At 41.7% G+C, this 12,169-nt stretch carries 15 protein-coding genes; 2 read left to right on the top strand and 13 right to left on the bottom strand.

Annotation, left to right across the window (positions count from 1 at the left end; genetic code table 11):
• The first annotated feature begins 23 nt into the window (after positions 1–23).
• A complete protein-coding gene (locus tag FXV78_RS10665; protein ID WP_004843063.1) occupies positions 24–266 on the top strand; it encodes a hypothetical protein in 243 nt (80 codons plus the stop codon).
• 61 nt (positions 267–327) lie between these two features.
• On the opposite strand, the gene FXV78_RS10660 is transcribed toward FXV78_RS10665, so the two are convergent.
• From FXV78_RS10660 to rpsB, 3 genes are all read right to left on the bottom strand, one after another.
• Positions 328–945, bottom strand: coding sequence for a GNAT family N-acetyltransferase (locus FXV78_RS10660; protein ID WP_039959721.1), 618 nt, complete (start codon positions 943–945; stop codon positions 328–330).
• Positions 946–1,277: 332 nt separating this feature from the next.
• The gene (tsf, locus tag FXV78_RS10655; protein WP_039959712.1) at positions 1,278–2,198 is read right to left on the bottom strand and encodes a translation elongation factor Ts; all 921 of its coding nucleotides are present in this window, start codon (positions 2,196–2,198) and stop codon (positions 1,278–1,280) included.
• Between the two features lie 80 nt (positions 2,199–2,278).
• Positions 2,279–3,028 (bottom strand): 30S ribosomal protein S2, encoded by a 750-nt coding sequence (rpsB, locus tag FXV78_RS10650; protein ID WP_009245884.1) that lies wholly within the window; start codon positions 3,026–3,028, stop codon positions 2,279–2,281.
• 203 nt (positions 3,029–3,231) lie between these two features.
• Here rpsB and FXV78_RS10645 point away from each other — a divergent pair, with 203 nt between their 5' ends.
• Positions 3,232–3,606 carry a VOC family protein gene (locus FXV78_RS10645; RefSeq protein WP_004843059.1) on the top strand — a complete coding sequence of 125 codons (375 nt, stop codon included), beginning with the start codon at positions 3,232–3,234 and terminating at the stop codon, positions 3,604–3,606.
• Between the two features lie 70 nt (positions 3,607–3,676).
• Here FXV78_RS10645 and FXV78_RS10640 read toward each other — a convergent pair whose 3' ends face one another.
• The 10 genes from FXV78_RS10640 to FXV78_RS10605 all read right to left on the bottom strand — a co-directional run bounded on the left by FXV78_RS10640 (position 3,677) and on the right by FXV78_RS10605 (position 12,169).
• Positions 3,677–4,789 (bottom strand): coiled-coil domain-containing protein, encoded by a 1,113-nt coding sequence (locus FXV78_RS10640; RefSeq protein ID WP_004843058.1) that lies wholly within the window; start codon positions 4,787–4,789, stop codon positions 3,677–3,679.
• A 204-nt stretch (positions 4,790–4,993) separates the two neighbouring features.
• A complete protein-coding gene (locus tag FXV78_RS10635; protein ID WP_226972189.1) occupies positions 4,994–5,647 on the bottom strand; it encodes a hypothetical protein in 654 nt (217 codons plus the stop codon).
• A 48-nt stretch (positions 5,648–5,695) separates the two neighbouring features.
• Entirely contained in the window at positions 5,696–6,028 is a 333-nt protein-coding gene (locus FXV78_RS10630) for a hypothetical protein (RefSeq protein ID WP_004843054.1), read from the bottom strand.
• A 24-nt stretch (positions 6,029–6,052) separates the two neighbouring features.
• Positions 6,053–6,529 (bottom strand): hypothetical protein, encoded by a 477-nt coding sequence (locus FXV78_RS10625; RefSeq protein ID WP_004843053.1) that lies wholly within the window; start codon positions 6,527–6,529, stop codon positions 6,053–6,055.
• Positions 6,526–6,693 (bottom strand): hypothetical protein, encoded by a 168-nt coding sequence (locus tag FXV78_RS17930; RefSeq protein ID WP_004843052.1) that lies wholly within the window; start codon positions 6,691–6,693, stop codon positions 6,526–6,528. The genes FXV78_RS10625 and FXV78_RS17930 overlap by 4 nt, the downstream gene beginning before the upstream one ends.
• Positions 6,694–6,845: 152 nt before the next feature.
• Entirely contained in the window at positions 6,846–8,321 is a 1,476-nt protein-coding gene (locus FXV78_RS10620) for a hypothetical protein (RefSeq protein WP_004843050.1), read from the bottom strand.
• 29 nt (positions 8,322–8,350) lie between these two features.
• Positions 8,351–9,415 (bottom strand): ATPase, T2SS/T4P/T4SS family, encoded by a 1,065-nt coding sequence (locus FXV78_RS10615; protein ID WP_004843049.1) that lies wholly within the window; start codon positions 9,413–9,415, stop codon positions 8,351–8,353.
• Positions 9,415–9,579 (bottom strand): hypothetical protein, encoded by a 165-nt coding sequence (locus tag FXV78_RS17925; protein WP_004843048.1) that lies wholly within the window; start codon positions 9,577–9,579, stop codon positions 9,415–9,417. The genes FXV78_RS10615 and FXV78_RS17925 overlap by 1 nt, the downstream gene beginning before the upstream one ends.
• A gap of 540 nt (positions 9,580–10,119) precedes the next feature.
• Entirely contained in the window at positions 10,120–11,007 is an 888-nt protein-coding gene (locus tag FXV78_RS10610) for a CPBP family intramembrane glutamic endopeptidase (protein WP_004843046.1), read from the bottom strand.
• Positions 11,000–12,169, bottom strand: coding sequence for an alanyl-tRNA editing protein (locus tag FXV78_RS10605; protein WP_004843045.1), 1,170 nt, complete (start codon positions 12,167–12,169; stop codon positions 11,000–11,002). Before FXV78_RS10605 ends, FXV78_RS10610 begins: the two co-directional genes overlap by 8 nt.

Raw genomic sequence — 12,169 nt, 5'->3', positions numbered from 1 at the left:
TTGCGACCGCCGGAGAGCGCAAAATGCAACCCGATTATCTTGCATTTAACAGTATGTCATTCAGCAATGGGGCTAATCGTGATACTGAACTACAAGTTATTGTATATCAATACTGGAATGCTGATGAAGTGGTAGCGGAAATCGAAGCAGAGCATAATCAAATCAACGGAACTCCCACCACCCTTACAATCAATCTACACCGTTCTAAATGGTCTTTTCATAATGGATATGAACCATTTTATAGCACCACTATCAATTATGACTAAAAAGAAAAAGCAGACAGTTAATCAAAAAACTGTCTGCTACAAACTAGGATTTTCTAGTTTATTACTGTTCAGTAATTTTCTTTGTATAAAACAGACAAGTTAAAGGGACTTGCCTTTTATCCAAGTCAAGCACAACTTGTCGTTCTTCTGAACGTTCAAAACCTCTATGCTCATAAAATTGATAAGTGCAAGCATTATCTGTGTATAAATAAATAAGTTTTCCGCTTTCATCTTTTTCAAATGCAGACAATAATGCTGTTCCAACACCTTTAATTTTGCAATCAGGGTCCGCGGCAAGAAAAATTATCTCTCCATCAGGTTTATTCTTTTGACAAAAAGACTTATACATATCTTTATTCGCTTCATCATATTCTTCAACACCTTTTCCCGCCACAAGATGCTGAAGCCAATCAAATATCTTCACATAAATCGCTTTTGACACGCTGTAATAACGTTTTGGCTCATTCTTTATTTCTGCAAGTAAAACACCCACAAAAATATCATCTGCATAAGCACCATAAACTTTTGTTGCACGATTTAGTTCCATATACCAGAAATATTTTGCATACAAATCTAAAATAACTTTGCTATCCATATACCAATCCAAATGCATTCCCTGAATTGCAAATTTCTGAGCTTTTTTGTAATCTTGTTTGCAAACTTCTTTTATCTCAATCAATAGCTTCACTCCTACAACTTCTCATTTGTATATTTCTTTTATATTACCATATTCTTTAACATCTAACACCAGTTATTTTCAAAAAAGAGGGTATATCACTTCCGCAATACACCCTCAACATTCACAGCGTTCCCTTTCTATTTTAAACAACAAGCAAATTCCTCGTTAAGAGGTTGGGTAATTTTCTTTACCCAATACTCTACCCAATCTGTACCCAAAATAGCACGATATTTTATGAGATTTTACAGTAGTTTATAACACTTGTCAAAATAGCTAGAAACCGCTTAAATACGCTATTTAATTCGCTTTTTATCAGTCCAACGATTGATAAATTAGTTTCCCATCTGAGCTGCAACTTCTGCTGCAAAGTCTTCCTGTTTCTTTTCGATTCCTTCACCTGTCTCAAAACGAACAAATCTCTTAACAGTTACGTTTGCATTGTTTTCTTTTGCAACTTTTTCTACATATTTAGCAACTGTAAGGTCACTGTCCTGAACATATGCCTGATCTAACAGACAGATTTCTTTCAATTCTTTATTCAGACGTCCGATGATCATTTTTTCAATGATGTTTTCCGGTTTTTCCGGATTCTCTTTCTTAGCTGCTGCAAGAAGGATTTCTTTCTCGTGATCCATGTATTCCTGAGAAACTTCTGCACGAGATGTATATTTTGGAGACATAGCTGCTACCTGCATAGCTACGTTCTTTAAGCATTTTTTGATTTCATCGTTTACTACGTCTGCCTCTGCTTCGATCAGAACACCGATACGTCCGCCGCCGTGGATATAATCTACAACACATCCGTCTGTTACGATCTTTTCAAATCTTCTAATGTTCAGGTTTTCTCCGATTACTGCTACTTTTTCAACAAGAGCATCTTTTACAGTCTTTGTTGTATCAGCTGCCCAAGCTTCTGCCATGAATGCATCCATATCTGCTGCATCAGAATCTGCAACCTGATTTACAACTGCATTTACAAATCCCTGGAACTCTTCGTTCTTAGCTACGAAGTCTGTCTCAGAGTTTACTTCTACGATTGCTGCTACTTTGTCATCTTTAACAACAGCTTTTACGATACCTTCTGCCGCAATTCTTCCAGCTTTTTTCTCAGCTTTTGCCTGTCCGTTCTTTCTTAAGAACTCGATTGCTGCGTCCATATCTCCGTTTGTTTCATTCAGAGCTTTTTTGCAGTCCATCATTCCTGCACCTGTCATCTCTCTTAACTCTTTTACCATGCTTGCTGTGATTGCCATGATTTTTTCCTCCATGAATTGAAATAGTTTACCAAAAATGCTCCAACCTGATGTTCAGGCTGAAGCATTTACGTTCATAATTATTCTGCTTCTACAGTCTCTTCAGCTACTGCTTCTTCAGCTTCCTCATAATATGCATCTTCTGCTGCTCCCTGATTTGCTTCGATAACAGCATCAGCCATTTTGGAAACGATTAATTTTACTGCTCTGATCGCATCATCGTTACCTGGGATTACGTAATCCAGTTCTTCCGGATCACAGTTTGTATCACAGATTCCGATCAGCGGAATTCCCAGAGTGTGTGCTTCCTGTACACAGATTCTTTCTTTTTTAGGATCTACGATGAAGATCGCATCTGGAATCTTTTTCATTTCTTTGATTCCACCAAGGTTCTTCTCCAGTTTTTCCCACTCTTTTTTCAGCTCGATTACTTCTTTTTTAGGAAGTACATCAAATGTTCCGTCTTCTGCCATTCTCTCGATGTCTTTCAGACGTGCGATACGGCTCTGGATTGTCTTGAAGTTTGTCAGCATTCCACCTAACCATCTCTCGTTTACGTAGAACATTCCACAACGCTCTGCTTCTGTTTTGATTGCATCCTGAGCCTGTTTCTTTGTTCCTACGAAAAGGATTGTGCCGCCTTCTGCTGCAATATCAGAAACTGCTTTGTAAGCATCGTCAACCATTCCTACAGATTTCTGCAGGTCGATGATGTAAATACCATTTCTCTCTGTGTAGATATATGGAGCCATTTTAGGGTTCCATCTTCTTGTCTGATGTCCGAAATGAACACCTGCTTCTAAAAGTTGTTTCATTGAAATAACGCTCATGTTTTTTCCTCCAAATTGGTTTTTTACTTCCGTATACTTTCTTTACACTGAGACCGGCTTGTCTTATCGTCAAACTTAGGCACCTTCAGTGATACCACGCATACGTGTTTTTTCGCAACGCTAGTAGTATATCATAGAAAATACTGGATTGCAAGGACTTTCTATGGTATGCTGATGGAAAAGGAAAAGAAAGGATGTACTCTATGAAATTTACATTTGCACACAACAATTTAAATGTACTGGATCTGGATAAATCTCTTGCATTTTACAAAGAAGCTCTGGATCTGACGGAAGTTCGCAGAAAAGACGCTGAGGATGGAAGCTTTACCCTGGTCTACCTTGGAGACGGAACTACTCCACATCTTTTAGAGCTGACCTGGCTGCGTGATATGGATCGCCCTTACAACCTGGGAGACAATGAGATCCATCTTGCGTTTGAAGTGGATGATTTCGATGCGGCTCACAAAAAGCACAAAGAAATGGGATGTATCTGCTACGAAAATCCGGGAATGGGAATTTACTTCATCTCTGATCCGGATGGATACTGGCTTGAAATTGTTCCCCAAAAACTGATCTAAGAATCTTAAAGCCCTGATGACACGATGACCATCAGGGCTTTTCTTTTGTACTTTGTATATGAATTTTTCTTTAGTAACGAACGTAGATCATACCGCTCTGAACCGGTCCTACAATAACACCGATTCCATAATCTGCTGCATGGATCATCTGGCCACCGCCGATGTAGATTCCACAATGCTCTGCATTTACTGCCACATCTCCCGGCTGCGGGTTGCTTACCTGCGGCCATCCAAGGAATGTATACGTTGTACCAAGACGAGCATAATTGCCAGTCAGACAATACGCTACAAAACCGGAACAGTCAAACGCTCCCGGACTGCATGCTCCCCATACATATTCCGCTTTTCCTACCCAGCTGTATGCACGATCCACGACTGCATTTCCGGTAGACGGATTGTAATTTGGTTCCGGTGTCGGTGTCGGAGTTGGTGTCGGATCCGGAGTTGGTGTCGGTGTCGGCTCTGGTGCCGGCGTTACAGTTCCACCGCTATTATCTCCACCGCCTGACGGTGTATTGGTATTTTCATTATTTACCGTGTTGTTCTTTTCCTGTTCCTTTTTCGCAGCTTCTACTGCCGCTCTTGCAGCTTCCTGAATCATTGCATCCAAGTTAGACACTTCTGCTCTCTTGGACTCAATCGTACTTGACAGCTCTGCTGTCTGTGTCTTGTACTCCTCATCCAGATTCTGCAATTTTGTCATATCTGATTCCAGAGATGTCTTCAGATCTTCTACTTCCTGAACTGTCTCTGCATATTCCCGCAACTTATCACGGTCATATGTATGTACTTTCTCCACATATTCCGTCTGAGTAAGCATCTCTGAGATACTTCCGGAAGCTACAATACGTTCTAATGCTGAAGTATCTCCTTCCTCATACATGTATTTAATACGAAGCTTCATATCTTCATACTGCTGCTGCTTTTTCTCTTCTGCTACAGCCAGGTCTTCCTGAGCCTTGGTAATCTCCTGCCCTTTGTTGATCAGCTGTGTTTCCAGATCATTTGTCTTTGTAAACAATTCATTCAGCTGTGCCTGAAGACCGTTCACTTCATTCTGAGCTGATTCTTTCTGATTCTGAAGACTTGTTGTATCATCTGGTGCCGCCATAACAGGTGTAACTATCATGGAACACGTTAATGCTGCCGCAAGCAGTACACTTCGTACTTTTTTCATTTTCATACTTTCACCTATCCTTAATATTCTTATTTATGTCCCCACATATTCTACATAATACCTGATTTTCCGCACTTTTTCAATACAGTTTGTGGTATTTTGAAAGGATTGTGTGGTATTATCGTCAAGTTTAATCATACAATAAGAATTATATTCGATACGTGATGAAAAAGCAATAACTTTTTAATATTTTTGTAATATTTTTCCTTTTTAATCTGCCTTACTGCCGGTTTTCTCATAAACAGCTTCAAAATCCATATCGCCTTTCGCCTGCACTGTCCCGATATTTTCTTTTGTATATATGGTGTTTTCCGACTGGCCGACAGCTCTCCAGCCTTTCACTTTCTCATCTCCACTTTCATTTTCAACCGGCAGTATTTCCTTTGGCAGCAAAATCCCCTCCGGAACTACCACCTGCTTTACAATACGTTTTTCCTCGCCTTTATTATCTTTGTATGATTTCCAGAATGATATCTTAGAGAAAACCTCTTCTTTTCCTTCTACATCATCCAATATCACAGTTTTTCTGGCAACTGCCTTTCCCGTTCCCCATATCTGTCGATAATATTCCGTCACCCGCACATCCAGCAAACCTTTCTGCGCATCTGCTGTCAGTATCTCTACTTCAAATGTCGATTTGCTGGTTGTTCGCATGAGCATATTCTGAATAAAATCTGCTGCCAGCTCTTTTCCTTCCACCTCTTTCCCGATCGAATATGTCGGATTAACTGTCAGAATCTCCATCGATTCTTCCATTGCTGCTCCCAGAATACTGTCCAGCTCATTCTGATGCATCGTCTTTGTCTCCGCCGTATAAATCGATGCTCCTGCAAAAATCAGCATAATTAAAATAAAAAATCCCATCACTGCATGTCTCATCCGTTCCTGGCATACTCTCCTTTCCCCTTTTTTCTATTTTGCATATCCTGTGATCTGATGCTCCAAAAGCATATTCAAAAGTGGAATCGTGTACCGGTATGCCAATGTCACTTTTGCATATTTGCTTCCTGCCGCACTGGTCACAACCTGAATATCCAGATTTTCATATCCGTTTTCCAGCGCTTTCTTTTTACATTTCTCCAGAACCTCTGCATTATAATCACTCGCTTCAATCTCTGTTACAACTGTAGAATGATAAGCCTGTGCCTTCTGTGTATTCAACGATGCGCTGATATAGGCAGTACTCAGCACTGCCATGAAGGCAATCAGTACAACTCCCACCATTGTTTCGATCGCACCTTTCATTTTTCTTTTCCTTTCAACCGCACTTTAATCTACTGTAACCCGACATACCTTTGTTACTTTTCTAATATAAGCCCCCTGATAGTTTTCCTCTGCCTGATAAGTAATCTCATAAACACCTCTCTGCGCTGTCCAAAACGCCTCTGGATTTAGTTCCTTTTCCAGCTGACTTCCATCTGGAGCGATCAGTTTTATCACGCTGACCGGAAGCTCTCTTCCATCCGCGTCCACAGCCCTGGCACTGATTTCTTTTCCATGAAGAAGGTCATATCTTCTTTGATACTTCAGTTTACTGACAGATACCGTCAAGACCGGATCCGGTCTCGGTTTCAGCTGTACAAGAAAATCGGAATTATCGGTTGCTTTTAAAAATGATTTTGGCTCTGCCTTTGAAAGCGCGCCCAGATATCCACGATCAGTACGATTCCAAACAAATGCAAATAATACGGCCAGGATAATTGCCATTGCTGCGATTTTTCCATATTCTCCGATCCAGCTCTTCACATCTGCCCTCCTGACATTTTTATCCCTATCCCGTCAAAAAACAGCTCTGCCAGCCTATGCAGCTGACCTCCTGAAGCAAGCAGCGAATACAAAAGTCCAAGCAGCATGATTCCCAGCATACACGTCACGATCACACCGCCATACTCTTCCATAAATTCTTTCATTCCGCTATTCTCCTTCTCAAACAGAACTTACCTGTATTAAAATCTTCCATAAACCGGACATGACCGCATATCCGATGATTGAAATTACGATGATCGAACCGTATTCTTCCAAAAATTCTTTCATGATATCGCCCTCTTTTCTCTCAAACCTTCTAAATTGTATTTACAACAGACAAAATCCCCAAAATGACCAGTACCAGATCTGCGAGCATTTTTACGACTCCCGTGATCATTGGAAGCAGTACAAGAAACCCAACACCTGCCATCAGATCTTCTTCCTTCAAACGCTCTGCCCGATCCATCATAACGGTATTTCTCTGTACCAGCGCATCAATCTGCCCTCCCATATCTCCAATTCCAAATTCTGCCATGGAATACAAGATCTTCATTGCAGAAAGCACATCCGGAATCTGGAACTCTCTCATAAAGCGGATATAAGGCTGAAGTGCATTCGGCTGCTGTTCGATTTCTTCTACCAACCGCGTTAAATCCTGTTTTAAGATAAACGGTGCGTCCGGTATTGTCTTCTTTAAAGATACATGCACATTATCCGTCTGAAGCTGCAGGGACAGATTCATCAGCCATTCCGGAAATTGTTTTTCCACCTCACGTAATACACGTTTTCTGGCATGTTTATATTTTCGCTTCTCCTGCGTCAACATCCAGATTGCTGCTGCACCCGCCGCACCTGCTGCCGTCATCCCCACAGTATTCCCTAGTAAGATCGCCGTCACACCGAAGATACATCCAATGATACTATATTTAAACCTTTCCTTTTCCCGGTTTCCCTTCACAACATACTTATATTTTTCCCAGATTTCCGCTTCATCGACATCTTCATCTGATAAGATCAGACTGCCGGAAAGTTTTTTCTGCGCTGCATACCAGATCAGCATATTGAGAATCACCACTCCTGTCGTGACCGCCTGAGAAATTGGATCCTGTGTGATATCAAACTCTTTTGGCAGCATCAGAATACTCATGGCACAGATCAGAAAAGACAGTCCGATCCCGATCGTTACCTTAACCTTGATATTCTTTTTTTCTTTCTGCAGACCATAAATCCTCTCAATCCACATTTTTCTGTCATTCAGCAAAATCTCAATCGCTGCATCCGGGCTTCCTCCCGACTGCTCTACCTGCATCAAAAAATCATGGATCTTATACAATCTTTTACATCCATACTCTTTTTCAATTTCTGAAAATGCCTCCTGATAAATGTTTCCCTCACTTTGTGCGGACTGGATATGCTCTACTGCATATTCGATTCCATTGTATAAACGGCTCTCTCCCTGACGGAACAATAATTTTGTATCTTCCAGCGCCGTTAAAATCTTTGCCCTGCGTTTAAACGAATATAAAAGCTGTTCCATATAGGCAGTCAGATCTTCAAACTTCTTTTCTTCATACAGATTTTTATAATTCATTAAAAATACCGTTGGCACAAATATCGATGCCGCTGCCATTACAATCACTGAAAAGAAAACCTGCAGTTGAAAAAGATAGGCAAATCCTGCAATTCCCAGATAGACCGCCAACAGATATTTCACATAGGACGAAGCACTGAATGTGTATCCACACCGCTGAATCTCCAGATTCAGCAGTTTCGGATTCCAATAGTGAAACATGTGCCTTTTTCACCTTTTCTTTTTTTGTTTTACCTGCACACCATTTTCCCCTCACTTTCTCCCAAAAAGGGGGATCTTATTCCTGCCCATTGAAATTTTTTTCTAATATTCTCAGAAATTTCTCTGGACACTACTTTTCCATTTTCCACGATCAGATACTTTCGGTTTTCTTCTCCGATTCTGTCAAACAGGCAGATCTGATCGACAAACCGAAAGACCTTTCCATTTCCGGTTGCCTTTTTGCAGAGCAATATTCCTACATTCAAAAAACTATAGATGTCATTTTCCATTCTGGATGCCGCGTAAGAATCCTGCATCATATTCTGAATCCGGTCAGGAATCTTCCTCGTATCATCTGTGTGTAGTGTCGTCAGTCCGTGAAGACCTGTCGAAAAGCATTCTAAAAGATACTTCACTTCTGTAGAACGCGCTTCTGACAGAAGCACCCATTGCGGATTTTGCCGAAGTGCAGATTTGATTGCTTTCGTATAGGAGAAAAATTCTTCATCTACTTTCAGTTCCACACAGTTTGCCCCCGGATTAATATCCCGATAATGAATCTCAAGGTTATCTTCAATGGTCATCACCTTTTCGTGCTTCGGTATAAATTGTGTTAAAAATTTCAGCAATTCTGTTTTTCCTGCTCCCGGACACCCGCAAAAGACCATATTCAATTTTGCTTCCATACAATTTCTCAGAAACAGAAGCACCTCTCTGGAACAGTATCCATCGGCCAGCATTTTTTCTTCTGTCATACGCATAACCGCCGGTGTTTTTCGAATAGAGATGGAATACCCTGTATTTGTCACGCTTGGATGAATGATCGAAATCCTGAGAGTGTCCGTCTCCGCTTCCAGAACATTATTAAATTTATTGATTTGTTCACTCACAATATTAGAAATCAGAACGCTAAATCGGCCTGCGAACTCCGGTGTCAGATTCACCGGAGCTTTTCGAATCCCATATTTTAAATGTTCGATCCACACATCAGTCCCGTTATAATTGATGTCTGTAACCTGCTGATCTTTTACATATGGGAGCAGCGGTCCGAAGCACTCCTCTTTCAAATCCCATGCTTCCCTGGATATTTTCATTAGCTGACTCCATTTGCATCTGCAAGTGCGTTCGTCAATTTCTGTACTGCTTCCATAATTCCGCTTTTAATGCTGTCTCCGATTGGTGATGCTGCTACTACAATGATCATGATGACGATTGCTGCTACTACGATTACTCCATATTCTTCCATAAATGCTTTCATACTTTTCTACTCCTTTTGATTCTTTTTCATGATTTTGTTTACTTTTTACCGGATTTTTATAGAATTTCAGCCTTTTTCATCTTTTTCTCTTCTCATCAGACTTCCTCCTTTCTTTTTCTGCACATATATTGCCGATTTTATATTGTTGTATTATTTAAACTTTGAAAGTTTAAATCGATAATTATTTTCTGCATTCCGGAAATCTGTAAGATCGTAAGATAAAAATAGAAATGATTTTCTCAGACAGGAATATCAGAACTGAGCCTGTATCTTCTACAGACTATTGCCATATATGATTCATTATAAAACACTTAAAATAACTGAAATCTGTTAGAAATTAACACTTGATTTCTTGACTGGATCTCATTACGATCCATGGAACTTATAACCTCTGCCGGAAGAACTTCCGTCGATTAAGTTATGTATGAATTATACGTCTCTGACTCCTGAAAGTCAATGTATAAATTCTTAAATATTAATAAACAAAAAAATTACGATTCACCCCCACCGGCGTAAACCGTAATCTTTTTCCTAAAAGCTTTATTCAACAGGCGGTACTTCTTGCTTCTTCATCCCCCTCAAAAGCACATACATGGAAGAACCGACAAAGGCACTGACTATAACCGCCCCTCCAAGACGCATGATATCGCCTTGGATCCATGCTCCCAGTGCACTGTCTGTCAGAAGAATTCCCATCACATTCACTGTAATATGAAGCAGGATCGGCACCTTGATCGTCCCACAAATCTCATAGGAATAGGCAAGCACCATTCCCATCGCTCCGACATAGAGGATTTGCAGCAGATTCCCGTTCATCAATCCGAAAATCAAAGACGAAAGCAGCGCCGCACTAAAGAATGTGCTCTTTTCACGGAATCTTTTAAAAACAAGCCCCCTGAACATCAACTCTTCCGCAACCGGCACGATGATCCCCATACAAATCAACTGCACGACCACATTCGTCTGCATATCCACATCGCTGTACGCTAAGGAGGACAACGCCAGGGCAGACAACATCATCAGACAATTTAATCCGATACAAAATGCACTTCCCAGTCCGAAAACGACCAGATACTTCTTGACTCCCGGAACTTTCACTGACTGTTTATGAAGTATTCGTTCCTTCTTCCGGTCTTTCAAAAACAGCGGTACCGTCAAAAACAACGTACAAAGCGCACTGAACGCAAGAATCGGCATAATATATTTACCCACAATCTCGTACATTCCCTGCACACTGCTCATAATCGCCTCGGTCATCTCTTCTGTCGTAGTGCTCTTTTCCAGTGCGTCATAATCCATAACCTGACCGATATGCGGAATCATTACTGCAAGCTCTGCCACTAACCGGGCAACAAACTGAATCACCCAATACAATAAGAGCGGACCACATACATGCCAGAATTTCACCGGTTCTGAATTTCTATCCATTCATTTCCCTCGCTTTCTCCTGTATCCATGCCCTCATCTCACTCTCATTTCCCTGCACACTGCCCTGAACCATCTCCGGTTTTCCGCCGCCTCTGCCATGAAATGTCTCATTCAGTTCTTTTGCAAGCGGTCTCATATCCAATATCCTGCTTCCGATCACATAACGGAAACCATGCTCCTCATCTCCGCCAAATGCTGCACAGATCCGTTTGCCATGATCCAGAACAAGATTCATCAGAATCCTCAGCTCTTCTCCCTCCAGATCATCCGCAAACACAATCACATCCTCCGATTGCCCGGCCAGCCTTTCTGCACGAATGGCAAGCATGTCTCGCTTTAACTGCGCATATCTTTGCTTCCATTCTGTACAGTCATTTTTTAATTTTTCTACCCCCTGCGCCACGTCTTCTTCTTTCACACACAGAGCAGAAGAAATACACCCTGTACTCTCTGCTTTCCTGCGGTAATCCTCCAACGCACGGAATCCACAGAGCATGGTCACACGGACGCCGCCTTTATAACGCTGCACTCCCGTCAGACGGATCTGCCCGATCTCCCCTGTTTGTTTCACATGCGGCGCACAGCACGCACACACATCATATTCCGGGATCGTCACGATCCGTACCTGACCTTCAATCTCAATCTTACTGCGGTATACAAGCGTCTGGAGTGCTTTCTGATCCGGATAGGTCACTTCCACTTCCAGATTTCGCACCACTGCCCGATTGGCTTCCCATTCAATCTCGCGAATCTCCTCTTTGGTAATCTCTCCGTTGAAATCCATCGTGCAGTCTTCACTTCCCAGATGGAATCCCACATTCTGATACCCAAACCTTTTATGAACCAACCCGGAAACGATATGCTCTCCGGTATGCTGCTGCATCTTCATAAAACGAAGATCCCAGTCAATCCTTCCCTCTACACAGTCTCCAACCGAAAGAGGCGCATCTGTCCTGTGAAAAATCACACCATCCTTTTCCTGCACATCCAGCACTCGCGCACTGCCAAGTATCCCTGTATCCGCATACTGTCCTCCCCCTTCCGGAAAAAAGGCAGTCCGATCCAGCACGATCTGCCAGTTTTCTCCATCCGGGACACACTGCTCTACCTGCGCAGAAAATCTCTGCAGATGACTGTCCAGATAAAACAATTTTTCCGTCAT

It is taken from the genome of Mediterraneibacter gnavus ATCC 29149 (assembly GCF_008121495.1).
GTDB classification, from domain to species: Bacteria; Bacillota; Clostridia; order Lachnospirales; family Lachnospiraceae; genus Mediterraneibacter; species Mediterraneibacter gnavus.
This window is presented reverse-complemented; position numbering and strand designations above follow the sequence as displayed.

Excerpts from the sequence above, each read along its gene's own strand:
- FXV78_RS10635 (WP_226972189.1), bottom strand. The coding sequence starts at position 5,647 with ATGGGATTTTTTATTTTAATTATGCTGATTTTTGCAGGAGCATCGATT.
- FXV78_RS10610 (WP_004843046.1), bottom strand. The coding sequence starts at position 11,007 with ATGGATAGAAATTCAGAACCGGTGAAATTCTGGCATGTATGTGGTCCG.
- FXV78_RS10615 (WP_004843049.1), bottom strand. The coding sequence starts at position 9,415 with ATGAAAATATCCAGGGAAGCATGGGATTTGAAAGAGGAGTGCTTCGGA.
- FXV78_RS10640 (WP_004843058.1), bottom strand. The coding sequence starts at position 4,789 with ATGAAAATGAAAAAAGTACGAAGTGTACTGCTTGCGGCAGCATTAACG.
- rpsB (WP_009245884.1), bottom strand. The coding sequence starts at position 3,028 with ATGAGCGTTATTTCAATGAAACAACTTTTAGAAGCAGGTGTTCATTTC.
- FXV78_RS10665 (WP_004843063.1), top strand. The coding sequence starts at position 24 with ATGCAACCCGATTATCTTGCATTTAACAGTATGTCATTCAGCAATGGG.
- FXV78_RS10605 (WP_004843045.1), bottom strand. The coding sequence starts at position 12,169 with ATGACGGAAAAATTGTTTTATCTGGACAGTCATCTGCAGAGATTTTCT.
- FXV78_RS17930 (WP_004843052.1), bottom strand. The coding sequence starts at position 6,693 with ATGAAAGAATTTATGGAAGAGTATGGCGGTGTGATCGTGACGTGTATG.
- FXV78_RS10645 (WP_004843059.1), top strand. The coding sequence starts at position 3,232 with ATGAAATTTACATTTGCACACAACAATTTAAATGTACTGGATCTGGAT.
- FXV78_RS10630 (WP_004843054.1), bottom strand. The coding sequence starts at position 6,028 with ATGAAAGGTGCGATCGAAACAATGGTGGGAGTTGTACTGATTGCCTTC.
- FXV78_RS10620 (WP_004843050.1), bottom strand. The coding sequence starts at position 8,321 with ATGTTTCACTATTGGAATCCGAAACTGCTGAATCTGGAGATTCAGCGG.
- FXV78_RS17925 (WP_004843048.1), bottom strand. The coding sequence starts at position 9,579 with ATGAAAGCATTTATGGAAGAATATGGAGTAATCGTAGTAGCAGCAATC.
- tsf (WP_039959712.1), bottom strand. The coding sequence starts at position 2,198 with ATGGCAATCACAGCAAGCATGGTAAAAGAGTTAAGAGAGATGACAGGT.